Origin of the sequence: Deinococcus arboris (assembly GCF_009755355.1) — a bacterium.
GTDB classification, from domain to species: Bacteria; Deinococcota; Deinococci; order Deinococcales; family Deinococcaceae; genus Deinococcus; species Deinococcus betulae.
This window is the reverse complement of the sequence record NZ_WQLB01000010.1, coordinates 1-25,252: the sequence shown is the minus strand read 5'-3', so window position 1 is coordinate 25,252 and position 25,252 is coordinate 1. Positions and strand designations below refer to the sequence as shown.

The window sequence follows — 25,252 nt, the reverse complement described above, 5'->3', positions numbered from 1 at the left end:
AAAGGTCAGCCAGACAGGGTTTTTCCGTTCGGGATTACCCAGCTAGGCCCTTTTCAGGGGCAGGTAGCGGGGCTGCCACGCCCGGTCCCGAATCACGGCCTCCAACTGCGCCCGGTCCATGTTGCGGATGCGGCGCTCGGCGCAGACCCCGTCGCGGATGGCCTGCAGGGCCACATTGACGGCGACCTGAATGCTCAGCTCGCGCAGGTCGCGGGTGGGGGGGTAGACGCGCTCGCCGTACTGCTCGGTAAATTCGGCCAGGGTGCGCGCGGCTTCCATGACCATGCCGTCGGTAATTTCACGGGCGCGGCTGGCCACCGCCCCGAAGCCCAGTCCCGGAAAGATAAAGGCGTTGTTGCCCTGGCCCACGGGATAACGCTTGCCCTCGTAGTCCACGTCGGGAAAAGGGCTGCCCGAGGCGATGATGGCGCCGCCGCCCGTCCAGTGAATCAGGTCGGCTGGGCGGGCTTCCACATGGCTGCTGGGGTTACTGAGCGGAAACACGATGGGCCGGGGCGTGTGCTCTAGCATGGCCACCACAGTCTCCTGCCGGAACAGGCCGGGCACGCCGGTAAAGCCCAGCAGGGCAGTGGCGCGCGCATTCACGATGACCTCGTACAGGTCGGGGTACTCGCCCGCGTAGGTCCAGCCGGCCAGGTCGCCTGGGCGGCGCACGAAACTTTCCTGCTGGGGTTCCAGGTCAGGTTGCCCGTCCATCAGCAGGCCGTGGCGGTCCACCACGAAGACGCGGGCGTTGGCCTCGTCAGGGCTCAGGCCGTCGGCTTGCAGGCCCTGCCGGATCGCCATCGCCACGCCGATGCCGGCGGCCCCGGCCCCCACAATCACAAAGACCTGCGCCGACAGGGCCTCACCCTTGATGCGCGCCGCGCCCATCAGGCCCGCCAGGGCCATCGCCCCGGTGCCCTGAATGTCGTCGTTAAATGACGGAATCACCCGGCGGTAGCGCTCCAGGACCCGGAAGGCCGTGCCCCGGCTAAAGTCCTCCCACTGCAAGATGGCCTTGGGGTAGCGCTGCGCCACCGCCTCGACAAAAGCGTCCAGAAACTCGTCGTAGGCGTCCCCGGTCAGGCGGGGGTGGTGAACCCCCAGGTACAGCGGGTCGTCAATCAGGTCCTGGCGGTTGGTGCCCACATCCAGTTCGACGGGCAGGGTTTTGTCTGGGCCCACGCCGCCCGCCGCCGTGTACAGCGACAGCTTGCCAATGGAGATGGCCATGCCGCCGAAGCCCTGGTCGCCGATCCCCAGGATGGCGCTGGAATCGGTCGCCACAATCATGCGCACGTCGTTGACGGTCACGTTTTCCAGCATGTCTTCCACGCGGTCAATGTCGCCGGTGCTGACGGTAAAGCCGCGCGGGTAGCGGTAATTGCTCGAATAGTTGCGCACGGCTTCGCCCACCGTGGGCGTGTAGATGATCGGCAGCATCTCTTCGAGGTGGTCTTCCAGAATGGCGTAGAACAGCACCTCGTTGCGGTCTTGCAGGGCGCGCAGGTACTCATGTTTTTCGAGGTCGGTGCTGCATTTGAGGTAGCGCAGGTAGGTGCGCTCCTTCTGTTCCTCGAAGGTGCTGGTGTGCGGCGGAATGAGGCCTTCGAGCTCCAGTTCACGCCGCTCGGTGGGCGTGAAGGCAGTCGTCTTGTTCAGCAGCGGGTTTTGCAGCAGGGCCAGCCCCGTGACCTGAACGTTGATGTAGCGCTGGCCTTCGGGGTCGCGCTTGACGTCGTAGTAGCGGGACACGGGTGGAGACTTCGGCATGGCGCTGACAGCATACCGGCCTGCGCTTGTCTCAGGGTCAGAGGCGGGTATGGACAAAAAGTACGGCGGCGGACTGGCCGCGCCGCACCTGTGTTCAGGCCGTGAACTTTATCTCGCCGCTTCGGGGCCACTTACGGGGTCGGTGCCCCCGGCCTGATGCGCCGCCCAGCGCTCACGCAGGCCCTCAAAGCCGGCGTCTATTCGTTCCTGGGGCAGCACCGCCTGAAGGCTGGTGCCCCGCCCAATCTCGTCCCCCAGCTCGTTGACCGCGACCATGGAGGCGTAAATGCGCCGGCCTTCTTGCCGCTGAAAGGTGGCGGTGACCGTCACCGTCATGCCGGGCAGCGCCGAAGCCGTGTGCACGACTTCCACCTGCATCCCAATGCCGCCCTCACCCTCTTCCAGAAACGGCAGGATGATTTTGCGTCCAGCTTCTTCAAAGTGCTTGGCCATCCAGTAGGTCGCGTACACCGGATGCACCCGGCCCAGTTCGCCGAAATCCACCGTCATCTCGTTGGTCACGCGCACGGTCAGGGTCTGGGTGAAGCCGCCAGGAATGGGACGCATGGGGTCTACGGTAAGGGCCACGGCGCTTTATGGACAGAGTGTTAATCCATTCCTGCCGGACGGTAGGGCGCGCCTCCGTACACTGCCCCCCATGAGGCTCAAGCCCGCCGACCTGTTCACCCTGATGCGCGAGGCCTTCTTGGCCTTCGGGCAGGACAAGGCCCCGCGGCTGGCGGCGGCCATCGCCTACTACGCCATGTTCAGCCTGGCGCCGCTGCTGCTGCTGGCAGTCACGGTGGCCAGCCGCTTTCTGACCAACGAGGCGTTTTTGGAGCAGTTGTTTGGGCCGGTGGGCCTGATTACCCAGAATCTGGGCGAGGAAGCCGCTGCCTTCCTGCGTGACCTGATTAAGCCCGAGAGCCTGCAAAAAAGCAGTGTGATCGCCTCGGTGGTGGCGTTTGTCACCCTGTTCATGGGGGCCACGGGCCTTTTCGTGCAGCTTCAAGACGCCCTGAATACCATGTGGGGCGCCGACCCACCGCCGCCGCAGGGCTTCGTGCATGTGCTGTGGACACGGGTGAAATCCTTCCTGATGATTCTGGGCATCGGGCTGATCCTGATTGCCTTTCTGGCCCTGAATACATACCTCTCGGCCATTGCACAGGGGCTGGGGGACCGCATCGGCGCCGGGGCTTTTTTTGTGCGGGCGGGGACGGCCCTGCTCTCTACGCTGTTTCTCTCGCCGGTCTTTGCCGGCATCTACAAGGTGCTGCCCGACGTGAAGCTGGAATGGCGCGAGGTCTGGGTGGGCGGCATCTTTACAGCGGCCCTCTTTACGCTGGGGCAACTGGGGATCGGGCTGTACCTCGGGCAGGCGGCGCCCAACAGCGTGTTTGCGGGGGCGGCGTCGCTGGTGCTGCTGCTGCTGTGGATCTATTACTCGGCCATGATTTTCTTCTTTGGGGCCGAGGTGACCTGGGTGTATTCCCAGAAATTCGGCACCCGCGCGGGCGGCGCGGCCAACACCGCCAAGAAAGAAGCGCTGGTCGAGCAGGGCGTGGCCATCAGCGCGGCCGAAAGTCCCCAGGAGCGGGCGGCCAAGGACGCCACCGACCAGCCGGTCCGCGACGCGCGGGGCCGGGTGCTGGGGGTCAAGGTCCCCCGGCTGCCGCGCGTGTTGCCTCAGGTGCCCCGCCGTGACGAGGGCCGCGTCCTGCCCACGGTGCGCGCTGCGCTGTGGAACGTCGTGCTGGCCCTGCTGGCTGTGCCGGCCGTCATTGTGCTGCGGCTCCTGGGTCTGACTGGTGGCAAGCGGCGGTAAAGCTCAGAAGGGACCTGGCCGCCAGCTCTGTCCGGTTTCATTGACGCCCTGTCCGGTTGACTTTACCCTGGGTCTATGAACTCGCGCTGCCTGCACCGGGGGTCCCGCTGAGCGCCCCACCGACAGCTCAGCCGCCCCAGGTGCGTGCGCGGCGAGAACAGCTGGGGCTGCGGGCGGGCGAGTGTGCCCGTCTGACCGGCATCACGCGGCAGGCACTGCACGCCATCGAAACTGGCGCCTACGTGCCCAACACCCTGACCGCTCTGCAACTGGCGCGGGTGCTGTCGTGCCGTGTAGAGGACCTGTTCGTCCTGGCGCCCGCTGGGGTGCAGGCCCGGCTGGTGGGCGAGGCCCCGCCGCCCACCCGCGTCCGGCTGGCTCAGGTGGGCCCTGAGCTGCTCGCCTTTCCCCTGCTTGGTCAGGCGGGTTTAGGAGAAGCCGCCGATGGCCTGGCCCAGTCTGTGGCAGGCGGCCTGGCCCAGGTGGAGCTGCTGGGCGACCCGCAGCGGGCGGCCCAGACGCTGGTGGTGGCCGGCTGCGACCCGGCCCTGACGCTGCTGGGCACCCACGCCGCTCGCCAGGAGGGCCGATTGCTGCTGCGTCCACTGTCCAGCCTGGCGGCCCTGCGCGCCCTGGCCGCTGGCGAGGCCCACGCGGCGGGCATTCACCTGTATGACGCCCGCAGCGGCGTATCCAACCTGCCCTTCGTGGAGCGGGCTCTGCCTGGCCGCGCGGTCCACCTGCTGACCCTCTGGACCTGGGAGCAGGGCCTGATGGTGGCGCCGGGCAATCCCTGTGGCGTCACCGGGGTAGGGGACCTGCTGCGACCTGGCCTGCGGCTGCAAAACCGGGAGCCGGACGCCGGCAGCCGCCTGCTGCTGGACAGTTGGCTGGACGCGGCCGGAATTGGCCTGGAGCGCCGCCTGGCCCTGCCCGGCTACGGCCATGAGGTCGGCACGCCGCTGGCCGCCGCTGAACGGGTGGCGGCGGGGGCTGCCGATGTGGCCCCAGGTCCCCGCTCGGCGGCCCTGGCACTGGGGCTGGACTTCGTGCCCCTGCAAACCGAGCGCTTTGACCTGGTGGTGCCGGATGAATTTCTGGCCCACCCAGGCCTGCACCGCCTGCTGGCGGCCGTGCGTCAGCCGGCCTTTCGCAGCGACCTGCGCGCGCTGGGCGGCTACGACCCGGCCCACGCCGGCGACCTCTGGCAAACCGTTGGTCCCGCCCCCCAGCCCCCCAAGGAGACCCCATGACCCGCTCGACTGTTTTACTCGCCCTGCTGCTGACTGGCTCGGCCCAGGCCGCCAGCCTCACTGTATTTGCCGCGTCTTCGCTGACCGACGCCTTCACCGAACTGGGCCGGGCCTTTGACGCCCGCACGGGCCACAAGACGACCTTTCAGTTCGCCGGGTCTCAGGCGCTGCGCACGCAGCTGGACCAGGGCGCACGGGCCGACGTGTACGCCAGCGCCAACACCGCGCAGTTTGACCCGCTGGTCAAGAGTGGGGTCGTGAACCCAGGCCAGTTCTTCGTCAGCAACCGCCTGGCGATTATTGTGCCCAGGAGCAACACGGCCGTGACCACCATGCAGGACCTCGCCAGACCCGGCGTGAAACTGGTGATTGCCGACAAGGCGGTGCCGGTGGGCGACTACACCCGCCGGATGCTGAGCGCCGTTGACGGGTCGCGCGCCTACGGAACCGACTTCTCGGCGCGCGCCCTGAGGAACGTGGTCAGCGAGGAACCCAACGTGCGCCAGGTGGCCCTCAAGGTGCAGCTGGGCGAGGCCGACGCCGCCGTGGTCTACCAGACCGACGTGACCCCAGCGCTGAAACCCAGCGTGCGCGTCATTCCGCTGCCCACCCGCTTTAACCAGAGTGCCAGTTACCCCATCGGCACGGTGAAAGCGTCGGCCAATGCAGGCGCGGCGCAGGCGTTCGTGTCGTTTGTGCTCTCCAGCGATGGCCAGAAGATTCTGAAGAAGTGGGGCTTTCTGGCGCCCCCGGCGGCCAGACCCTGAGCCGAAAGCCCGCCCGTCTTCCCGTCCTGCCCGCCGTGTTGGGGGCGGTGCTGGTGGCTTTTCTGGTACTGCCGGTGCTGGCGCTGCTGGTGCGGGGCGTGCGGCCCGACTTTCTGCCCACGGTGCAGAGCCCCGCTGTGCAGGATGCCCTGCGCGTCAGCCTATTGACCACCGGCTGCACGCTGGCGCTGGTCGTGGGGCTGGTGACGCCTGTGGCGTGGGTGCTGGCCCGCTTCGAGTTTCCGGGCAAGGCGGCGCTGGAAACGCTGCTGGACCTGCCTATCGTCCTGCCGCCTGTGGTGGCCGGGGTGGGGCTGCTGCTCGTCTTCGGGCGCCAGGGCCTGCTGGGGCCGCCGCTGGAACTGGCGGGAATCCGTGTGGCGTTCTCGCCGGCTGCGGTGGTCCTGGCCCAGCTGTTTGTCTCGGCGCCGTTTTATCTGCGCACGGCCAAGGCGGGTTTTCTGGCCGTCGAGCCAGAGGTGGAAGACGCCGCCCGCACCGACGGCGCCGGACGCTGGGCGGTGTTCCGCCTGATCACCTGGCCGCTGGCTTTTCCCTTTCTGTTCGAGGGACTGGTGCTGGCCTGGGCGCGCGCCGTGGGCGAGTTTGGCGCGACCATCCTGTTCGCCGGGTCGCTTCAGGGGCAGACCCGCACCATCACCCTGGCGATTTACGGCGCCCTGGAATCGGACCTGGCCCCGGCCCTGGTGCTGTCGGCCGTGATGGTGGCCGTGGCCTTCGCGCTGCTGCTGCTGGTGCGGCTGGGCCGGGGGTGGGCGCAGGGAAAGTAGGACGTGGGCCGTGGAAAGGGGACAAGGTGTTCTGACAGGCAGCGAGGGGAAGGAGGCTCACGCTCCGCCTTGCTGGTGACTGTGCTCGCGACCGTCGCCCTCAGCTGGGGAACTGCCCCTGTCCCTCACCCCAGTTGTCCCAAATCCTCCTGCCTCGTGCCCACGCCCAGTTCCACCGGATAGGGCAGGGTCCCCTCATAGATGGCCCGGCCCACGATGGCGCCTTCGATGCGTTCCCCCTGCAGCAAGGCCACGTCGGCCACGTCAGCCACGCCGCCGCCCACAATCAGGGTGTTGGTCCAGAGCTGCCGCACCTGCCGCATCAGGTCGCGGTCCAGGCCCCTGAGGGTGCCGTCGCGGGTCACGTCGGTAAAAATCAGGGTTTCCAGGCCGGCCCCGGCCAGCACCGGGGTCAGCTCGGCGACCTCCAGGCCACTGCCCTGCGCCCAGCCGTGGGTGGCGACTTCCAGGCCGCGTGCGTCCAGGCTGACCACCACGCGCTCCGGGCCGTGGGCGGCAATCAGGTCGCGGACCAGCTCGGGATTCTTGACGGCGGCGGTGCCGATGACCACCCGCTCGACGCCCAGCGCCAGCAGCTCCTCGGCGGCGTCCCGGCTGCGAATGCCGCCGCCCACCTCCACCGGCACGCCCAGCTCGGCGGCCACCTGCCGGATGACGGCGCGGTTCTCGCCGCGCCCGGTGGCGGCGTCCAGGTCCACCAGATGCACCAGCCCGGCCCCCAGGCCCGCCCAATGGCGCGCGGCCTCCAGCGGCGACTCGAAATACACGGTTTCGCGCTCGGGGTCGCCCTCGTACAGGCGCACGGCGCGGCCCGACTGAATGTCTACGCAGGGAATGATGAGGGGGGCAGGCGGCAGGCTCATGGGCCCCAGGATACGGGCGGCCAGCCACAGGTGCGGCGCGGGAAGGCTACACTGCCCCCGTGCGCGTTGGGATTGTCACGGCCACTTACCTGCCTTCCCGCAATGGGGTGGCGACCAGCACCGCCCTGTTTGCCCGGGGGCTGCGTGAACGTGGCCACGACGTGCGGATCTTTGCGCCGCGTCACCCCCAGATGCCCCCCCACGAGGACGGCGTATACCGCCTGAATTCCTCATTTGCCGGCGCGCGGGCGCTGGGCGCCCCGGCCGACTACCCGGTCATGCTGGCGCCGGGGCCGCTGCTCACGTCCCGGCTGCCGCTGCGCGATCTGGACGTGCTGCACACCATGCACCCCTTTCTGGCTGGGGGCCTGGCCCTCAAGTGGGGGCGCCTGGCGGGGGCGCCGGTGGTGTACACGGCGCACACCCAGTACGACCAGTACCTGCACTACGCGCCTATGCCCAAGCGGGTGGGCCGCGCGGTGCTGCGCCCGCATGTGGGCGCTTTTGCCCGCCGGGTCTCGGCGGTGCTGGCCCCCGGTCAGGCGATGGTGGACATGCTGCGCGAGTACGGTTACGCAGGCGAGGTCGAGCTGTTTCCGAATCCGGTGGACCTCGCCTCGTTTCAGGCCGCCGACGGCGCGGCGTTTCGCGCGCAGTTTCACATTGCCCCAGAGACCCCGCTGGTGGTGTCGCTGGGTCGCCTGGCCCCCGAGAAGAATCTGGACGTGATGCTGCGCGCCTTTGACCAGGCCCGTGCCAGCCGCCCGGAACTGCGCCTGCTGGTGGTGGGCGACGGGCCCAGCCGCGCCGCCCTGGAACGCGAAGCGCGCGAAGGCGTGACCTTTACTGGCCCCGTGCCTTACGCCCGCGTCCCCGAGGCCCTGGCCGCCGCCGACGCCTTCCTGACCGCCAGCACCAGCGAGGTCCTGCCCATGAGCATGATTGAAGCGCTGGCCGCCGGCGCGCCCCTGGTGGCCGCCCGCAGCCCGGCTGCCCTGGACCTGATCGAGGAAGGCGTGAACGGCACCATTCGGGACGCCTCGCCCAGCGCGCTGGCGGGGGGCCTGCTCGACACCCTGCACCCGGACCGCCTTCTGGGCTTACAGGCCGGTGCCCGGGCCAGCGCTGGCCGTTACGACCTGGCCGGCCGTGCCAGGGCGCTGGAACAGATTTACGAACGGGTCACGGCCGGGCAGAGCAAGCGCCGGTAAGTCGGGGAGGAAGGAGGGTGGGCTCCAGACCTGGAGCCCATACACCGGTCTTGGGATGTGTGCGGAGCAGATGGACTTTGGACAAGGGCAGGCGGCACCGCAACCTCCGGCACCGCCTGCCCTTGGAAGGAAGAACTCCTACCGGCTCACAGCTTCAGGCGACGCCGAGACTTTCTCTGGTGCCAGCCACTGCTCCAGCCAGGCCAGGTATTCGGTCAGGCGCGTCAGGCGGCGGTCCGGGCGGCCCGAGCGTGACAGCTCGTGGTCCTCGCTGGGAAAGCGCACAAAGCGGGCCGGCACGCCGTGCAGCGTCAGGGCGGCGTACCACTGCTCGGCCTGCTCAATGGGGCAGCGGTGGTCCAGCACCGAATGCACGATCAGGGTGGGCGTGCGCACGTCTTCGGCCCACTGCAGCGGGCTCATGTCCCACAGCCGCAGGGCGTCGGCGCGGCGGTGAAAATTCAGGCCCAGTTCGTCGTCCCAGAAGCGCAGGCCGATGTCGCTGGTGCCGCCAAACGACAGCAGGTTGCAGATAGAGCGGTCGGTGATCGCCGCCTGAAAGCGGGTGGTGTGCCCGGTCAGCCAGTTGGTCATATAGCCGCCGTAGCTGCCGCCCATGACCGCCGTGCGCGTGTCGTCCAGCACCGGAAAGGTCGCCAGGCAGCGGTCAAAGAAGCTCAGCAGGTCGTCGGCGTCCACACTGCCCCAGCGGCCATGAATGGCGTCCACCCAGGCCTGCCCGTAGCCCACGCTGCCGCGCGGATTGCTGTAGCACACCCCGTAGCCACGCGCCGCCAGCAGCTGAAATTCATGCGTAAAGGCGTGGCCGTAATCCGTGTGAGGGCCGCCGTGAATGCTGAGCAGGGCCGGCACCTTTGCCGGGTCTTCGCCGCCGGGCAGCAGCACCCAGCCTTCGCCTTCCCCCAGCTCGGTGGCAAAGCCCACGCGCTGCGGGGTGCGGCCCGGGAAGGGGAGACGGGCGTGCAGGTCGGTGACCGTCACGCCGTTCAGCTCCACCTCGGGAAAGCGGTCAGCCCGTTCCCGGATGAGGGCCACGCCGCCGCCCCGCGCCGTGAAGGCGGCAATCACGGCCTGCGGGTCATGGTCGTGGGCAGCCACCTGCCACTGCCCGGCGCTGTCCTGCGCCGCCCTGAACAGGCCGCAGCTGCCGCGCACCGTCGAGGAAAACAGCAGCGTGCGCTCATCCAGCCACACCGGCCGCTCGGGCAGGGCGCCCACATGGCAGTCGCCGCCGACCAGGTTGCCTACCGGCGAGTCGTGACCGGGGTCCAGGCGCTGCGGGTCTCCCTTGCCGTCCAGGGGCAGCAGGTACAGGTGCGCGTGTTCGGTGTTGCCCTGGCCTTCGGGGCGGCCGACTACCACGAAGCGCGCGCCGTCCGGGTGCGGCACCACCGCCTGAATGGCTGAGTTCCAGCGCGTGACCTGCCGCGCCTCGCCGCCCAGCGGCAGGTGCCAGACCTCCTGCTGCCACTGCGCGGCGTGCAGGTGACTGGCAGAGCCCACCAGCAGCACGCCGCTGCTGTCTGGCAGCCAGGCGCAGGTGCTGACCTCAACTTCAGGCGCGTACCACTCGCGCAGCTCGCCGCTGGCCACGGTCAGCAGGAAGAGGCGCGCGGCGCGTTCAGGCAGCCAGTCGCGGCCGTTAAAGCGGTAGCGCGGCCGGGTAATGACCCGCGCTTCGCCGCGCTCATCGCGCTTGTCCTCATCGTCAGCGGTGCTCAGGAACGCGATGTGCGCGCCGTCAGGACTCCAGCTCACGTCCTGCACCCCGCCGCGCAGGTGCGTGACCTGGCGGGCCTCGCCGCCCGACAGGGGCAGCAGGTACAGCTGCGCGCCCCCCTCGCCGGCCTTGCGGGTTAAGGCCAGGGTCTGCCCGTCCGGCGACCAGCGCGGCGACCCGTCGCGGCCGGGGCCGTGCGTCAGGGGGCGGGTCCCGTTCTCGTCTGCCAGCCACACTTGGCCCTTGTAGCGCGGCCTGGCAAAGGCGGGGTCGGGCTTGCGGGGGTCCTCCTCCTCGGTGCGGGTCAGGACGAAGGCCACCCGCTGGCCGTCGGGGCTGACCTGCGGGTCCGACGGAAACTGAAGGTGCAGCAAACTGTCTGGGCCAGGCCGGGCCGAGCTGGGCTGAATCATGGGCATCAGTCAAGCACAACCGTTGATCAAGCACACCGCGGGGCCCATCACCCAATTTCGCTGGAAACGCTCCCAGCCGATGTTTGCCCAGGCATTGATGATGACTTTCCCAACGCAGAATGGAAGAAGTCTCCCCATTCCCAGACAGGCTTACCGTAACCTGACTGTACCGGCCCAATCCGGTCTGTTCCCACCTTTCTGTCTGCTTCCTCACGGCAGATTGTCCGCCGCCGTCCCCAGTCTCTTTCCTGCTTTTGGAGGTTCACCATGCAAGAGCTGTCCTGCACCTGGGTTCCCGGCACATTTGACGTCGTTCGTTTGAAATTTGCCGGCCGGACCGTTGAAATGACCAGCACCCGCCTGGCGCGCCTGTTTGGCAAGCAGGCTATCCACGACCTGTACCTCAAGGGTAGCGCCAAGCTGCGTGTCGATGCCCAGCAAGTCGCCCTGCTGACCTGAGCCTGCGAAGACAGGTCCGTGCGCCCCGCCCCTTTGCCGACGGGGCGTCTGCGTTTGCCGCTAGCATGACGGGCATGACCCCTGACTTGGGCGCCCTTCAGGCTGACCTGCGCCGCCTGGCTGAGATTGAATCGCCCTCTGGAGACAGAGAGGGCATTGAACGTGTGATGGACATAGTCGAAGGCTGGGCGCGCGACCTGGGCGCTCAGGTAACGCACCTGAGCGGCGGCACCCGCACCTTCGAGTTGGGGGTAGACGGCGCCGCGCCGCCGCTGCTGGTCCTGACGCACGCCGATACCGTGTGGCCGCGCGGCACCCTGGAGCAGATGCCGCTGCGTGTGGACGGCGAGCGGCTTTACGGCCCCGGCACCTACGACATGAAGGCCGGCATCGTGGGCCTCATTCATGCCCTGAGGGCGCTGGAGCTTCAGTGGCCACGCGGCGGCGTGCGGGTACTCCTCTCACCCGACGAGGAAACCGGCAGTGAGAGCAGCCGCGCCCACATCGAGGCGGCGGCCCGGACCAGCCGCGCGGCCCTGGTCGTGGAGCCGCCGGTGGCCGACACCCACGCCCTCAAGACTGGGCGCAAGGGCACCGGCACCTTTACCCTGACCCTGACCGGCATTGCCAGCCACGCAGGTAACAAGCCCGAGGAAGGGGCCAGCGCTATCGGCGCCGGGGCCGAAGCCGTGCTGGCGCTGCACGCCCTGGCCCGCCCGGAGGCCGGCACGACGGTCAGTGTGGGCCTCATCAGTGGGGGCAGCGCTGTGAATGTCATTCCTGCCCACTGCACCCTGCACGCCGATCTTCGCGTGTCCACCCTGGCCGAGGCCGAGCGGGTGGAGGCCGCTGTCCTGGCCTGGCGCCCCAAGGACCCGCGCGTGACAGTTGAGGTATCCGGTGGCCTGAACCGCCCGCCCTTTGAAGAAGGCCCGGCCACCCTGGTCCTGTACGAACAGGCGCGCGGTGTGGCCCAGACGCTGGGTTTCGAGCTGGGCCGGGCGGTGGTGGGGGGCGGCAGCGACGGCAATTTTACGGCGCCCCTGACCCCCACCCTGGACGGCCTGGGGGCGCCTGGCGACGGCGCCCACGCTGCCCACGAGCATGTGCGCCTGGACCGCTGGCCCAGCCACGTTCAGCTGCTGACCGAGTTGCTCAGGACGTTTTAGAAGCCAGAAGAGGGTGTAGGTGTCCAAGGTGAACTAGCAGGGGCTTGACGGGTTCTCTTTCGCCGCTGATGGACTTGTGGGTGGCTGCTTCTTTGAATATGAATTGGGGAAGCCCAGAAAACAGCTTGGTAGATGAATGGCCGACGCCTCTAGTGGATGACCAAAGGCATGACTGGGTCTATTGTTCCGCGATGATGAGAGTGTTTTAGGCCGTCGTAGACCGAGAATTACCATTCCCAGTCGGCCGCACTTTTGCCCTGCTCAATCCTGTGGTCGTGCACTAGCTGGCCGGCCGTCTCACAGCTGTAGGAAAGAGACCTACTAATACGGACTCCCATTGAATCGTCTGCATCAAAGATGAACTCTGAGAGGAGCGAGATAGAGAGGGTTCCGGGCGTGGAATTTACACAACAGTTCTTTCCTGATTTGTAAACGGAACAGACGGACTCCGTATAGAGCCGCCTCTCCTTTTCTCCGGTCAGGCGCCTTCTGGTTGAGCGGTGCGGGGGGCGGCCAGCAGCGCTGACAGTTCCGGCGCGGTGATGGGGCGGCACAGCCCGTGTCCCTGGCCCAGGGGGCACCCCAATTCACGCAGGGCGCTGAGGTGGGCGGGGGTCTCGATGCCCTCGGCCGTCAGGTCGGCGCGCATGTTCCGGGCGATCTCCAGGGCGGCGCGCGTCAGGGCGTGGACAAAAGAGCCGGCCTGGTCGCTCGTCAGGTCCGCCGTGAGCGAGCGGTCCAGTTTCATGCCAGTAATGGGCATGGTGCGCAGCCGCGCCAGGTTGGAATAGCCCGAGCCAAAATCATCAATGCTGACCCGCACGCCCAGGTCGCGCAGCTCCTGCAAGGTGGCGGCGGCGCGGTCGTCCTCGTACAGGACAGCGGTCTCGGTTAACTCCAGCTCCAGGTGATGAGGGGGGAGGTCTGTGTCATGGAGGGCGCCGCGCACGGTGGCGCCGAATTCGGGATGCAGCAGCTGCACTGGGCTGACATTCACGCTCACCACCAGCCCCGGCCAGCCCAATGCCGAGCGGCAGGCGGCGCGCAGCACCCACTCGCCCACCGGCACAATCAGGCCCACGCGCTCAGCCACCGGAATAAATTCGGCCGGCGACACTTGCCCCAGCGCAGGGTGGCTCCAGCGCAGCAGCGCCTCGGCCTTGACGGGCGTGAGGTCCCGCAGGCGGTACACCGGCTGAAAACGCAGCGACAGTTCCCGCCGCGCCAGTGCGTGCCCGAGGTCGCGGGCCAAGACCTGAAAACGCTCGGTGGCGGCGTCCTGCTCGGGGTGGTAGCGCCGCACCTGACGCCGCCCGGCCCGCTTGACTGCGTACATGGCGCTGTCGGCGTGGCGCAGCAGGTCGTCGGGCTGGGCGGCGTCGTCGGGATACAGGCTGATACCGATGCTGACCGTGGTGTCCACCCCGATGCGCAGGCTGGGCAGCACAGGTGTCTGCAGAAGGCGCTGGGCCGTGTCCTGGGCCGCCCTGTGGTCAGCCCCCGGCAGCACCACCACGAACTCGTCCCCACTGAGGCGGTACACCTGGGCGTCTGCGCCCGCCAGGCGCTGCAATTCAGCGGCCAGGCCCCGCAGCAGGTCGTCGCCTGCGGCGTGGCCCAGGGTGTCGTTGACGACCTTAAAGGCGTCCACGTCCACAAACAGCACGGCAAAGGGCGCGCCGACCTCATCCGACAGGCGGCGCAGCTCCTCGTGCAGGCGCACGCGGCCCGGTAGGCCAGTCAGCAGGTCGGTGTACACCAGCGACTGCAAGACGCGCTGCTCGCCGTGCAGGCGGCCCAGCGCGTCGTTGCGCTGCATGAAAAAGGACGCGCCGTACAGACTGACGGCCGCCGCCAGGTTGATTTGCAGCAGGGCCAGCGGCAGGTCCGGTGTCAGGGGCTGTCCCTGGGCCAGAGGCCACAGCACCAGAGAGGCGCTCACGCCGGCTGTCACCCACAGCAGCGCCCCCAGCAGGCGGCGAACCTCGCGCGCCAGGTCGGTCAGCATGGTCCAGGTGATGACGGTGGGCAGCCACACCAGGGTTTCCAGAACCTCCAGCACCTGCGCCCGCTGGCCCCCCAGGGTCAGGCCCAGCAGCAGCAACTTGGCATTTAAAAACAGACCGCTGCCTGCCGTAATCAGCAGCGTCAGTTGCCGGATGGACGCCCAGCCGCGCAGCACCGCCACCCAGCAGACCACCAGCATGGCGCTCATGACCCCGTACAGCGGGGGGTCGTAGGTCGTGTCCCAGGTATCGCCGCGTGAGAACGCCAGCGCGGCCACAATAGACAGCTGCACCGCCGGTAGGCCCAGCAGCAACATGCGCCGCCACGCGCTCCGCAGGTCCTGGGTCATGGACGCGCCCGGCTCCATACCTCCTACCCTACCGCGCAGCGCCCGCAGGGTTCACAGGCTGTCTGGGGGGTATTCTGCGCGGGCGCCCGCCGCCCCGGAGGACCCCATGTTCAGCCTGTTCCGCAAGCCCAAGCCCAGCCCCTACGTGAAACAGGACAGTCCCCAGGTGTTCCGGGTGCGTGTCAGAACCCGGCCCCACGGCGAGCTCGTGGAGTTCCGCTTTACCAAAGGGGCCCACATCGGCGCCGACGAGGGCGGCTTTCTGTTTCGCAAGCCGGTGGTGTCCCCGCAGCATCTGGACCGGGGGGAACTGCTGGTCCGCTTTGACCGCGCCTACCGCGTGACTGCCACTGAAGGCGAGAATCTGGACTTTGTGCCGGTCAGCGAGTGGGAAGACTAGAGACAGACACTGACCTCAGAACCGTTCAAGCAGCTTGAGAGAAGAGGCTTCAGAGTGAGCGTCAAAGGAGGCGGATGGAGGTGGACTTCCCAATCCTGTCCAGGGAGGTCGTCGTTGCCGACACCCTCCGGTTTAGCCCTCCTGCGGCACTTCGTAGAACGTTTCTTCAGTGATGCGTCCCGGAAAGCGCCGGATAAAGTCCACGGTGCTGAGGGCCTGGGTGCGGTGGCAGGCAATGGCCTGCAACTTGCGAGTGATAAATGGCGTCACGTCCCGGCGCACGTTGGGCGGCAGCCACTCGGGCCGCAGGGCCTCCTGCTCGGGTGGCGTGTCGCTGGCGTAGTACCACAGGCGGGGGCGCTCCTGCTGGGGCAGGCTCTCCCAGGCGGCCTTAACCGCGCGGTGAGTGGTGACGTGGTCGGGGTGACCGTTGCTGCCATTGGGGGGAAAGGTCAGCACAATGCGGGGCCGCAGGCGGGTGATGGCCTCGCGGGCCGTTTCGACCAGGGGGTCAAAGGGCTGCTGCGCCAGGTATTTGTCTGGAAAGTGATGGTGTTCAAAGGTGCTGCCGGCGTGACAGGTCAGGCCAATCACGTCCAGGCAGGCGCCCAGCTCTGCTTCACGCATGCGGGCCAGGGACTCTGGAGAATCACACAGCCCCAGGGTGCGCCCCGCCTCGCCCCGCGTCAGGGTCACCAGGCCGCACGGCTCATCGGCGGCCAGGTGGGCCATCAGGGTGCCAGCGGCGCCGTACACCTCGTCGTCGGGGTGCGGCACGATCAGCAGCAGATGCAGGCGAGCGTCGGTCATGCCCCGCAGGGTAGCGCACGGGTTTTAAGGCGGAAGCGGGGTGCCGGGCAGGTCCGGCGCCTAGTGTTTTGAACGCTTGGGCCGCGCCGGGCCGCCTTGCCAGGCCGCCAGCATGAGCGACACGATGATGACCATCAAAGCCAGCAGCAATTCCATACGGCATTCTCCCTTTCTTTATCTGACGTTCATGTGACAGTGACCCGGTCACTTGTGCGAAACGTCTCAACATCAGATGAATTGTGGCTAAACGCCTGAACTGTACGCCTGCCCTGGCCTGTTTTCAAAGACCGGCGGTCAGTAAGTGGTGTTCAGCGTCCTCCGGCGCCAGGCCAGAGGCCAGCAGCGCGCTGTGCCACTGCTCGGCTGTGACCGGCAGCACACTGAGGCGCGAGCCTTTGCCAGTCAGCGGTGACCCAGCCCACTCGGGCAGGGCGCGCAACTCGTCCAGCGTGACCACGCGGGGCAAGGCCTGCACCGGGGCCACCTCCACCATGCTCCAGCGCGGGGCCTCTGGGGTGCTTTTGGGGTCAAAGTAAGGACTGCTGGCCTCAAATTGCAGGTTGTCGGTGTGGGCGGCGCGCACCACCCGAGCCACGCCGGCCACGCCGGGGGGTTTGGCGTTGGAGTGGTAAAAGAGACACAGATCATCCTCGGCCATTTCGCGCAGAAAATTGCGGGCCTGATAGTTGCGCACGCCGTTCCAGGGTTCGCGTCCGGCGCGCTCTAGATCAGGGTAGCCGAAGACGTCGGGTTCAGATTTCAGCAGCCAGTACCGCATACCCCTCAGGGTAGGGGAGAGCGCCTCAGGGCACGGCGGGCGGTAGGGGGGGCAGCGGTTCGCGCTCGGTGGACAACCGGATCAGGCCAGGGCGCTCCGAGGAGCCGTCCCACGCCCCCGCTGTCCTGTTGAGCGGCATGACGGCGACGTAACTCCCACGCGCCTGGTTGCTGTAGCCCCCAACAGGCAAGCCAGAAGCATCGGGGTCGGCCTGCGGATCAACAATCAGGCGGGCCAGGACCGTCCATTCGTTCAGGTGGAGGGGCTGGTGGCCGGTGAGCACCGCATTCTCTCCATCGGGCCTGACCACAGTCCGGAAGAGATTGCCCCGTTCACGCAGGCGCACCCTGGGATCGTCACAGGCCTCTGTGGACGCACTCACGGCGCCGCCACTCAGGTGGGCGCCGGTGTTCCAGAAAGGAGAAGGCCAGGGGCGCTCTGCTGCGTAGAGCCTGGCCTGCGGCTGCCCCCCGCAAGTCAGGCGCTGTGTGGTCAGCAGCAGGCGAAGCTGGTCGCGGTAACTGCCTGGAATGCGGCCCCGGATGTTTTGAGCAGTCACTTTGGCGGCGGGATAGGTGTTGACCATCAGGTTGTCCTGACGGCCCCCAGCCGACCCGGAGAGGTGGGCGAAGATGACCGACTGTGTGCCCTTCGGTAAGGTCAGAGTCACAGCCTGATAAATGCCCCGCGGAGCATCCGAAGCGGCGAAAAGAGCGGCAACATCCTGCTGATTGACAGCCTCAAACCGCGCGCCTTCACGTGGGGGCAGCCACTCCCGGTAGGTCACCCAGCCCAGGCCGCTCAGCAGCAGCGCGCCCAGGGTCAACCAGCCGGCGCGGTGCGTGAAGGCGTGGCCCAGCAAGCCCCGGTTGACCGGCTGTGGGTCACCCATCGCCCGCACCGCCAGAAACTCGGCTTCCTCACGGGAAAAGCCCTGAGCCTGGTGTTCGGCCACGCGGCCCAGCAGGTGCGTGCGGAGTTCGGCGGCGGCGTCCAGGCGCTCGGCGGCGGGCAGGCCACGGGTGGCGCGGCGCAGGTAGGCTTCCAGGGTCAGGGCGGCGCGGCGCGCCGGGCGGGGTGTGCGGGCGGCCCTCATGCCAGCCGCCCTAGCAGCAGGGCGTCCAGCGCGCCGCGTAAGGTCTGCCACTCCTGGCGCTTGGCGTGCAGGGCGCGCCGGCCGTCCTCAGTCAGGCGGTAGACCTTGCGCGGCGCCCCGCCCCGGTCGCTGGGCTGCCATTCGCTCTGGACCCAGCCTGCTTTTACCAGGCGGTGCAGCGCCGGGTACAGGCTGCCTTCTTTCAGGTCAAACAGGCCGCCGCTGCGCCCGTTGACGTGTTTCAGAATGTCCAGGCCGTAGCGGGGCTGATCCTGCAAAGCGGCCAGTAGGGCCAGGTCAAGCGTGCCAGATTTCAGTGGGTTCATCAGGGGCCTCCCGCAGTCTCTTGCATCACAAGGTAGTGAACGCCCACTACCTTGTCAACTAAGGATGTGGCCCTGGCTGACCCCGTGCCCTTCGCCACCGTCGCCGCTTGGCCGGCGCTCTACACTGACTGCGTGCGCGCTTCGCCCTGGCTTCCTGTTTTGCTGCTGCTGGCGCTGGCCGCCTACCTGCTGCCCGACCTGCGGCTGCCGTTTCAGCCGGCGCCGGTGGTCACGGTGCCCGGCCCGTCTGCGGCCCCAGCCCTGCCCAATCAACTTCCGGCCGCCACACGCGCCCTCTTCGAGAAAAGCCGCCCGGCCAGCGTGCGCGTGGAAAGCGTGAACCCCAGCACCCGCAACGCGGGCATCGGCACGGGCTTTTTCATCAGCGAGACCGGGCAGGTCCTGACCGCCTACCACGTGGTCAGCGGGGGCCGCCTATTTCAGGTCAGCACGCTCTCGGGGCGCTCGTATTCGGCGCAGGTGACGGCCTTTGACGCCAGCGCGGACGTGGCGCTGCTCCAGGTGCGGGGGCGCGGCCCCTTTCCTTACCTCAAGCTGGCCACCCGTCCGCCACGCGTGGGCGAAACGGTGCTGGCGGTGGGCAACAGTGGGGGTGACTTCCTGCAGCCCCGGCGCGGGCAACTGCTGGGCCTGGACACGCCGTCCAGCGACGTGACGTTCCCGCAGGGCACCCTCGAAATGACGGCGCCGCTGGCGCCTGGGGACAGCGGCGGCCCCATCATTGACGGCAATGGACAGGCCATCGGGGTGGTCAGTTACATCAGCGTGGATGTCAGCGGCCAGACCCGGCGCAGCTACGCCGTGCCTGTCACTGAGGGCAACGCCCTGATTGCCTCGTTGAGAGCCGGAGAAACGAAAGATGTGCCGGTGGTGGGGCTGATTTTCGATACGGTCCACAGTGGCCGCACCGAGCTGGCGGGCGGCGTCATCGACGGCGTGGCCCGCCGCAGTCCTGCGGAGCGGGCGGGGCTACGCGGCAACGTGCGTGACGGTCAGGGGAAGCTGGTCAGCCTGGGCGACGTGATTGTCCGGGTCAATGGTCAGCGAACCCGCGACGCCAACGCCGTCATTCAGGCGGTGCGCCGCTTAGCTGTGGGCGACACGGTCACCCTGACCTACCAGCGCGGCGAGGAACTCCGCGAAACGCGAGTGGTCCTGGTGCCCAAGGCCAGCGTGAATCTGGAAGAGTAAGAGGAAGCGCCTGACAGCGGTTGTGCGCTGCTTTGAAGGCGGTGCAGCTCCACCTCAATGTCAGAGAATCGCCGGTGTGTCCGACTGCATGGCTCCGCTCGCCTCTGGGGCCACAGTGAGTGCAGGTCTCGTCTCTGACAGAACTCTTGCAGCTGACTGTGCCCGGAAACCTCAAGACCTCCATGAACCGTGACCGATGACATGAGAGGCCGCTTTGGCTAAACTTTATGGACAAGAGGTCAGTTCCGTGACCCTGTCCCTCGCAAGGAGTCCCTATGAACAAGCTGTCCCAGACCGTTGCTCTTCTGAGCCTGATGGCCGCCCTTGCCAGCTGCGGCAAGGTGGTCGGCGCTTTCGTGCCGCCGCAAACCGTGACCAACCCGGCTGGCCTGGAAGGCAAGACCCTGACCTCGGACTCGGCGCTGCAACCCGCCGCCGTCAAGGGCAGCGTCAGTTACTCCACGCGCGGCGAAACCTTTGCAGACATCGCCTATCCCAAGGACGTGCCGTTTGATATCCGCCCGCACGCCCTGGAGTTCCAGGCCGGTTTCAGTGAGGCCACGCTGGCAGGGACCTGCCTGCTGACGGCGCCGGCCACCGCAGCTGTGACCCTCAAGTCGCTCAAGGTCGAGGTCAGTGACGCCTCGGGCAAGGCCATGTTCAGCGCCGCGCCGGGCACGGTTTTTACGCTGACCCGTCAGGGCGCGACCGGCACCTACGCCGTGTCCGACACAGTGGCCAGCGTGAAAGCGGGCGCTGCCGACACCGACGCTTTTATCCGGGTGCTGACCCAGGGCGGCCCCAACCAGGCCAGCGTCACTGCTGAAATTACCGCCGATAAGGACAGCCTGGCCGGCTGCACCATCTCCTTCAAGGTCAAGAACCCCAAGGTCATCTTGTCCGACTTTTCCTGAAAGAGGTTTCCAACAAAAACCCCCCGGCTACCTGGCCGGGGGACTCTTTTTTGCCTGGGCTTTACCTTGAACCCGGTTCCAGGGCGCCGCGCAGCCACGCCTGAAATTCGGGCAGGGCGCGGTCGTATTGCAGGGCAATAATCTCGGGGACCTCATAGGGGTGCAGGGCCTTGATTCGGGCCTCAAGGTCGGGGTACTGCTCGCCGCTGGTTTTAATCAGCAGCAGACTTTCAGGGTCCTCGGCCACGTCGCCGTGCCAGCGGTAGACGCTTTGCAGACCCGGCACGATATTGACGCAACCAGCCAGGTGTTCACTGACGAGAATCCGGGCCAAATCCAGCGCCCGTTCCGGGGGAAGGGTGACCAGCACGACAAGTGACATAAGAAGTGCAGCATACGCCGGGGCGGCATGAGGAGCAGAGGGTGCGTGAACGTTCCCACAAGTGGCGGCAGGGGTGCTGCAAGGTAGGCTGCCCCCTATGCGGACGGTGGTCCTGATTGTTCTACTGGTGCTGCTCGGGCTGTTTGCCCTGCTGAACACCAACGCGCTGATGTTTCCGCACACCCTGAGCCTGGGCTTCGTGACCTATCAGGGCGTGCCGATGGGGCTGATTCTGCTCATTCTGGGCACCCTGCTGATGGTGCTGTTTTACGCCTGGGCGGGAATTGCGGGTCTGCGGGCCCAGGCCGACAGCGCTCGGCTGCTGCGCGATATGGAAGCCCTGCGGGTCAGCCTGGACAGCCAGGAAGGCAGCCGCTTTGCCCAATTGCAGGAGCATCTGGACGCCCGGTTTCACACCCTGGGACCAGGCCAGAATGCCGGCGAGGTGGCGGCCCTGAGTGCGCGTGTGGACGCCCTGAGCCGCGACCTGAACCTGCAACTGGCGCAGCTGGACGACTACCTGAAAGGCAAGCTGGGCTAGGCGCGCGCCTTGAACCCGGTGCAATGCAGCCGCAGGGGGCACCCTAGAATGCGCGGGTAGGAAGTTCGGCCTGGCGGGTGCGCCAGGACAAGCCACACCGGAAGTCTGTGTTTTCACCTGTACCGGCACTGTTTGACACACAGCCGCTGTTTTTCACCCTTCTGACGAGGAGTTTGACCGCATGGCCCTTGACCGTTTCTTTCGCCGTCGCCGCCCGCAAGTGCAGCCGGGCACCGACCTGCCTGATCTGTGGACCCAGTGCCCCGCCTGCAAAGAAGGGCTGTATAACCGTGAGCTGGAAGCCAGCGCCTTTGTGTGCCCCAAGTGCGGCCATCACCTGCGGCTGGACGCCGCGCAGCGCGTCAGCGTCCTGCTGGATGAGGGCAGCTTTGTCCAGCACTCGGGCCGGGTTCAGCCCACCGATGCCCTGAACTTTGTAGACACCGAGAGCTACCTTGAGCGTCTACGCCGCGCGCAGAAAAAGACGGGCCGTCCCGACGCCATCCTGACTGGGCGCGGCACCCTGCTGGGGCAGGCAGTCACCGTCGCCGTGATGGACTTTGCCTTTTCGGGCGGCAGCATGGGCAGCGTGGTGGGCGAGGAGATTGCCCGCGCGGCCGAATACGCTGCTGAAGCCGGTACGCCGCTGCTGATCGTGACCGCCAGCGGCGGCGCCCGCATGCAGGAAAGCGCCCTGTCCCTGATGCAGATGGCCAAGACCACCGTGGCGCTAGAAACCCTGGCCGAGCGTGGCCTGCCGTATGTCAGCATCTTGACCGACCCCACGACCGGGGGCGTGACCGCCAGTTTCGCCACGATTGCTGACGTGATTGTGGCCGAGCCGGGCGCCCTGATTGGTTTCGCAGGGCCGCGCGTCATTCAGCAGACCATCCGCCAGAATCTGCCTGAGGGCTTTCAGCGCGCCGAGTTTCTACTGGAACACGGCATGGTGGACGCCGTGGTGGACCGGCGTGAACAGCGCAGTTACCTGGCCTCTCTGCTGGGGCTGCTCACCAGACGCGAGGCCAGTGCATGACCGCCCTGAAAGACACCCTGCGGGAATTGGAGGCGCGGGTGCGCGACCTGGAAGCCACCGCGCAGAAGACCGGTCAGAATCTGGACGCCGCCATTCATCCCCTGCGCGCCGAGGTGCAGCGCCTGCAAACCGAGCAGGCCCAGCAGCCGGTCAGCCGCTGGGAGCGGGTGCAGCTGGCCCGCGCCCAGGGCCGCCCCACCGCCCTGGACTATGTAGACCGCCTGTGCACCGAATTCACCGAGCTGCACGGTGACCGCCGCTACGGCGACGACCCCGCCCTGATTGGCGGGCCGGCGCGCTGGCAGGGCGTACCGGTCATGCTGCTGCTGCAACAAAAGGGCCGCGACACCAAGAGCAAAATCAAGCGCCGCTTTGGCAGCGCCAACCCTGAAGGCTACCGCAAGGCCGTGCGCCTGATGGACCTGGCCGACAAATTTGGCCTGCCGGTGGTGGCGTTGGTAGACACCCAGGGCGCCTACCCCGGCCTGGAGGCCGAGGAGCGCGGCCAGGGCTGGGCCATTGCCGAGAGCATTCGCCGCATGCTGACCCTGCGCGTGCCTGTCATCAATGTGGTGATTGGCGAGGGCGGCAGTGGCGGGGCGCTGGCGGTGGGTGTGGGTAACCGCGTCCTGATTCAGGAAAATGCCTGGTACTCGGTGATTTCGCCTGAAGGCGCGGCCAGCATCATCTGGAAAGACGCCAGCAAGGCCCCTCTGGCCGCCGAGGCCCTGAAACTGACCGCCCCCGACCTGCTGGCCCTGGGCATCGTGGAAGAGGTTATTCCCGAGCCGCTGGGCGGCGCCCACGGCAACGCCGACGCGGCAGCCGAAGCGGTGGGCGAGGCGGTCAGCCGTCACCTGCGCGACCTGATGGCGCAGACTCCTGAGGTCCTGAAGACCAGCCGTGCGGCCCGCTTCCGCAAACTGGGCGCGTATAGGGAATAAAAAAAGGAGCCGAAGAGGAGCCACGTCGTTCAGAAGGCGTGGCCCTTCGAGTAGCTCTGCGAACATGCTGATGCGCGCCTCCGCCACACCTGAAACAATGCGGGCGTGACCTCAACCCACCCACGGCCCGTTCCGGTTTCTCTCCGGGGCGACCACGTAGACGTGTACACGAACGCGCGCGGCGAGGCCGTGCCGGTGCCGGACCCATACCGCTGGTTGGAAGACCCTGACAGTGACCAGACCCGCGCCTGGGTGGCCGAGCAAAACGAGGTCACCGAGGCGTTTCTGGCGGCCCTGCCCGCTCGTGCCCACTACCGCCAGCGCCTGAGCGCCCTGTGGGACTACGCCAAGCCGGGTGCGCCCTGGACGCGCGGCGGGCGGTCTTTCCGGATATATAACCCTGGCCTCCTGAACCAGCCGGTGCTGGAAACGGCGCCGGCCCCCACCGGCCCGTGGCGCTCCCTGCTGGACCCCAACACCCTCAGCGGGGACGGCACAGTGGCGCTGGCGGGCGCCTCGGTCAGCCGCGACGGGCGCCAGCTGGCCTACGCCACCCAGAGCGGCGGCAGCGACTGGCAGCGCTGGCAGGTGCGGGACATTGACAGCGGCCAGGACAGCGCCGAGAGGCTGGACTGGAGCAAGTTCAGCGGCGCGGCCTGGCACCCCGACGGCAGCGGCTTTTATTACAGCGCCTACGACGCCCCCGTCGCCGGCGAAGCCCTGACCGGCACCAATAGGGGCCAGCGCCTGATGTTTCACCGCCTAGGCACCCCTCAGGCTGAGGATCAACTGATCCTGGCCCGCCCCGACCAGCCGGACTGGGGGTTTGGAGCGACCGTCACCGAGGACGCGCGGTATCTGGTGGTTCAGGTCTGGCTGGGGACCGACCCGCGCAGGCTGTTGTGGGTGCGCCCTCTGGCCTCGGACGGCCCCTTCACCGAACTGGTTTCCGAGTTCCGGGCCGCCTACTGGATGGTCGGCAGTGACGGCGACACCCTGTTCGTGCAGACCGACGAGGACGCCCCACGCGGGCAACTGCTGGCCTGGAACGCCGTGACGGGCGAGCGCCGCACCTTGATTCCCCAGGGACCCGACACCCTGGAAGCCGTGCACGTGGTGTCCGGCGGCCTGCTGACGGTGACCCTGCGGGATGCCAGCCACCGCCTGCACCTGTACGGCCGCGAAGGCACGCTGCAGCGCGAGATCGCTCTGCCCACCTTCGGCACCCTGGCCCTGAACACCCACCCGGATGACCCGGAGGTCTACGCCACCTTCACGTCTTTTCTGGCTCCCACGACCCCCTACCGCCTGACCCTGCCGGACGGCGACCTTGAGCCGCTGGCCGAGCCGACCCTGCCCTTTGACTCCTCGCCCTATGAGGTCACCCAGGACTTTGCCACCAGCCCGGACGGCACGCGCGTGCCCCTGTTTATCGTGGCGCGGCGCGGCCTGCCCAGGGACGGCACCCACCCCACGCTGCTGTACGGCTACGGCGGGTTTAACGTCAGTCTGACCCCGACTTTCAGTGTGTCGCGGCTGGCGTGGCTGGAGCGCGGCGGGGTGTATGTGCAGGCCAACCTGCGCGGCGGCGCCGAATACGGCGAGGAGTGGCATCTGGCCGGGACCAGGGAACGCAAGCAGAATGTCTTTGACGACTTTATCGCCTGTGCCGAACACCTGGGGGCCACAGGTTGGACCTCGCCGCAGCGGCTGGCGATTCAGGGCGGCAGCAACGGCGGCCTGCTGGTGGGCGCCTGTCTGACCCAGCGGCCAGACCTGTTCGCAGCGGCCCTGCCGGATGTCGGCGTGCTGGACATGCTGCGTTACCACCTCTTTACCATCGGCTGGGCCTGGGCCAGCGACTACGGCCGCAGCGACGATCCGGCCATGTTCGACGTGCTGCGCGCCTATTCACCGCTGCACACCCTGAAAGAAGGCGAGCGCTACCCCGCCACCCTGATTACGACCGGCGACCACGACGACCGGGTGGTGCCGGCCCATTCCTTCAAGTTCGGGGCGGCCTTGCAGCGGGCGCAGGGCGGCCCCGCCCCAACCCTGCTGCGCATTCAGACCCGCGCGGGGCACGGGGCCGGTAAGCCCACAGCGCTGGTCATTGAACAGGCCGCTGACCTTTACGCCTTTCTGGAGCGGGCGCTGAGCATGAG

General features: G+C 67.6%; 24 protein-coding genes. 14 read left to right on the top strand and 10 right to left on the bottom strand.

Annotated elements, in window-relative coordinates; genetic code table 11:
* Positions 1 to 42: 42 nt before the first annotated feature.
* Both GO986_RS09330 and GO986_RS09325 read right to left on the bottom strand, forming a co-directional pair.
* A complete protein-coding gene (locus GO986_RS09330) occupies positions 43 to 1,776 on the bottom strand; it encodes an NAD-dependent malic enzyme (protein WP_157459023.1) in 1,734 nt (577 codons plus the stop codon).
* A 108-nt stretch (positions 1,777 to 1,884) separates the two neighbouring features.
* Positions 1,885 to 2,343, bottom strand: a complete 459-nt coding sequence (locus GO986_RS09325; RefSeq protein WP_157459022.1) for a thioesterase family protein — start codon at positions 2,341 to 2,343, stop codon at positions 1,885 to 1,887.
* 91 nt (positions 2,344 to 2,434) lie between these two features.
* On the opposite strand from GO986_RS09325, the gene GO986_RS09320 reads away from it, so the two are divergent.
* From GO986_RS09320 to GO986_RS09305, 4 genes are read left to right on the top strand one after another with little or no spacing between them, the layout of a single operon-like run.
* Complete coding sequence (locus GO986_RS09320; RefSeq protein ID WP_157459021.1) at positions 2,435 to 3,604, top strand: YihY/virulence factor BrkB family protein; 1,170 nt, start codon at positions 2,435 to 2,437, stop codon at positions 3,602 to 3,604.
* A gap of 56 nt (positions 3,605 to 3,660) precedes the next feature.
* A complete protein-coding gene (locus GO986_RS09315; RefSeq protein ID WP_157459020.1) occupies positions 3,661 to 4,857 on the top strand; it encodes an XRE family transcriptional regulator in 1,197 nt (398 codons plus the stop codon).
* Entirely contained in the window at positions 4,854 to 5,624 is a 771-nt protein-coding gene (gene modA / locus GO986_RS09310; RefSeq protein ID WP_157459019.1) for a molybdate ABC transporter substrate-binding protein, read from the top strand. Before GO986_RS09315 ends, modA begins: the two co-directional genes overlap by 4 nt.
* Positions 5,588 to 6,415 (top strand): ABC transporter permease, encoded by an 828-nt coding sequence (locus tag GO986_RS09305; protein WP_369409264.1) that lies wholly within the window; start codon positions 5,588 to 5,590, stop codon positions 6,413 to 6,415. The genes modA and GO986_RS09305 overlap by 37 nt, the downstream gene beginning before the upstream one ends.
* A gap of 125 nt (positions 6,416 to 6,540) precedes the next feature.
* Here GO986_RS09305 and hisA read toward each other — a convergent pair whose 3' ends face one another.
* Positions 6,541 to 7,299: a 1-(5-phosphoribosyl)-5-[(5-phosphoribosylamino)methylideneamino]imidazole-4-carboxamide isomerase gene (hisA, locus tag GO986_RS09300; protein WP_157459018.1), complete on the bottom strand. Its 759-nt coding sequence runs from the start codon at positions 7,297 to 7,299 to the stop codon at positions 6,541 to 6,543.
* Positions 7,300 to 7,358: 59 nt separating this feature from the next.
* On the opposite strand from hisA, the gene GO986_RS09295 reads away from it, so the two are divergent.
* Positions 7,359 to 8,510 (top strand): glycosyltransferase family 4 protein, encoded by a 1,152-nt coding sequence (locus GO986_RS09295; protein WP_369409263.1) that lies wholly within the window; start codon positions 7,359 to 7,361, stop codon positions 8,508 to 8,510.
* A gap of 138 nt (positions 8,511 to 8,648) precedes the next feature.
* On the opposite strand, the gene GO986_RS09290 is transcribed toward GO986_RS09295, so the two are convergent.
* Positions 8,649 to 10,664 (bottom strand): S9 family peptidase, encoded by a 2,016-nt coding sequence (locus GO986_RS09290; protein WP_157459017.1) that lies wholly within the window; start codon positions 10,662 to 10,664, stop codon positions 8,649 to 8,651.
* 267 nt (positions 10,665 to 10,931) lie between these two features.
* Here GO986_RS09290 and GO986_RS09285 point away from each other — a divergent pair, with 267 nt between their 5' ends.
* The gene (locus tag GO986_RS09285; RefSeq protein ID WP_157459016.1) at positions 10,932 to 11,123 is read left to right on the top strand and encodes a hypothetical protein; all 192 of its coding nucleotides are present in this window, start codon (positions 10,932 to 10,934) and stop codon (positions 11,121 to 11,123) included.
* A gap of 65 nt (positions 11,124 to 11,188) precedes the next feature.
* Complete coding sequence (locus tag GO986_RS09280; protein ID WP_157459015.1) at positions 11,189 to 12,292, top strand: M20 family metallopeptidase; 1,104 nt, start codon at positions 11,189 to 11,191, stop codon at positions 12,290 to 12,292.
* A 478-nt stretch (positions 12,293 to 12,770) separates the two neighbouring features.
* On the opposite strand, the gene GO986_RS09275 is transcribed toward GO986_RS09280, so the two are convergent.
* Complete coding sequence (locus GO986_RS09275) at positions 12,771 to 14,666, bottom strand: putative bifunctional diguanylate cyclase/phosphodiesterase (protein WP_157459014.1); 1,896 nt, start codon at positions 14,664 to 14,666, stop codon at positions 12,771 to 12,773.
* An 88-nt stretch (positions 14,667 to 14,754) separates the two neighbouring features.
* Between GO986_RS09275 and GO986_RS09270 the strand changes: the two genes are divergently transcribed.
* Entirely contained in the window at positions 14,755 to 15,048 is a 294-nt protein-coding gene (locus tag GO986_RS09270) for a hypothetical protein (protein ID WP_157459013.1), read from the top strand.
* A gap of 132 nt (positions 15,049 to 15,180) precedes the next feature.
* On the opposite strand, the gene GO986_RS09265 is transcribed toward GO986_RS09270, so the two are convergent.
* The 4 genes from GO986_RS09265 to GO986_RS09250 all read right to left on the bottom strand — a co-directional run bounded on the left by GO986_RS09265 (position 15,181) and on the right by GO986_RS09250 (position 18,058).
* Positions 15,181 to 15,858 (bottom strand): PIG-L deacetylase family protein, encoded by a 678-nt coding sequence (locus GO986_RS09265; protein ID WP_157459012.1) that lies wholly within the window; start codon positions 15,856 to 15,858, stop codon positions 15,181 to 15,183.
* 280 nt (positions 15,859 to 16,138) lie between these two features.
* Complete coding sequence (locus GO986_RS09260; RefSeq protein ID WP_157459011.1) at positions 16,139 to 16,636, bottom strand: EVE domain-containing protein; 498 nt, start codon at positions 16,634 to 16,636, stop codon at positions 16,139 to 16,141.
* Positions 16,637 to 16,661: 25 nt separating this feature from the next.
* Positions 16,662 to 17,732: a permease prefix domain 1-containing protein gene (locus GO986_RS22575; RefSeq protein WP_198170554.1), complete on the bottom strand. Its 1,071-nt coding sequence runs from the start codon at positions 17,730 to 17,732 to the stop codon at positions 16,662 to 16,664.
* Positions 17,729 to 18,058, bottom strand: a complete 330-nt coding sequence (locus GO986_RS09250; protein ID WP_157459010.1) for a PadR family transcriptional regulator — start codon at positions 18,056 to 18,058, stop codon at positions 17,729 to 17,731. Before GO986_RS09250 ends, GO986_RS22575 begins: the two co-directional genes overlap by 4 nt.
* 132 nt (positions 18,059 to 18,190) lie before the next feature.
* Here GO986_RS09250 and GO986_RS09245 point away from each other — a divergent pair, with 132 nt between their 5' ends.
* Together GO986_RS09245 and GO986_RS09240 are read left to right on the top strand one after the other, a co-directional pair.
* Positions 18,191 to 19,270 (top strand): S1C family serine protease, encoded by a 1,080-nt coding sequence (locus GO986_RS09245; RefSeq protein WP_369409262.1) that lies wholly within the window; start codon positions 18,191 to 18,193, stop codon positions 19,268 to 19,270.
* Positions 19,271 to 19,545: 275 nt separating this feature from the next.
* Positions 19,546 to 20,184 (top strand): hypothetical protein, encoded by a 639-nt coding sequence (locus GO986_RS09240; RefSeq protein WP_157459009.1) that lies wholly within the window; start codon positions 19,546 to 19,548, stop codon positions 20,182 to 20,184.
* A 61-nt stretch (positions 20,185 to 20,245) separates the two neighbouring features.
* Here the strand turns inward: GO986_RS09240 and cutA are convergent, their stop codons facing one another.
* Entirely contained in the window at positions 20,246 to 20,566 is a 321-nt protein-coding gene (cutA, locus tag GO986_RS09235; protein WP_157459008.1) for a divalent-cation tolerance protein CutA, read from the bottom strand.
* A gap of 97 nt (positions 20,567 to 20,663) precedes the next feature.
* On the opposite strand from cutA, the gene GO986_RS09230 reads away from it, so the two are divergent.
* The 4 genes from GO986_RS09230 to GO986_RS23420 all read left to right on the top strand — a co-directional run.
* Positions 20,664 to 21,107 (top strand): LapA family protein, encoded by a 444-nt coding sequence (locus GO986_RS09230; protein ID WP_157459007.1) that lies wholly within the window; start codon positions 20,664 to 20,666, stop codon positions 21,105 to 21,107.
* A 181-nt stretch (positions 21,108 to 21,288) separates the two neighbouring features.
* Entirely contained in the window at positions 21,289 to 22,143 is an 855-nt protein-coding gene (gene accD, locus GO986_RS09225) for an acetyl-CoA carboxylase, carboxyltransferase subunit beta (protein WP_157459006.1), read from the top strand.
* Positions 22,140 to 23,087 (top strand): acetyl-CoA carboxylase carboxyltransferase subunit alpha, encoded by a 948-nt coding sequence (locus GO986_RS09220; protein WP_157459005.1) that lies wholly within the window; start codon positions 22,140 to 22,142, stop codon positions 23,085 to 23,087. Before accD ends, GO986_RS09220 begins: the two co-directional genes overlap by 4 nt.
* 105 nt (positions 23,088 to 23,192) lie before the next feature.
* A partial coding sequence (locus GO986_RS23420) for a prolyl oligopeptidase family serine peptidase (protein ID WP_369409261.1) occupies positions 23,193 to 25,252 on the top strand: 2,060 nt, incomplete at its 3' end.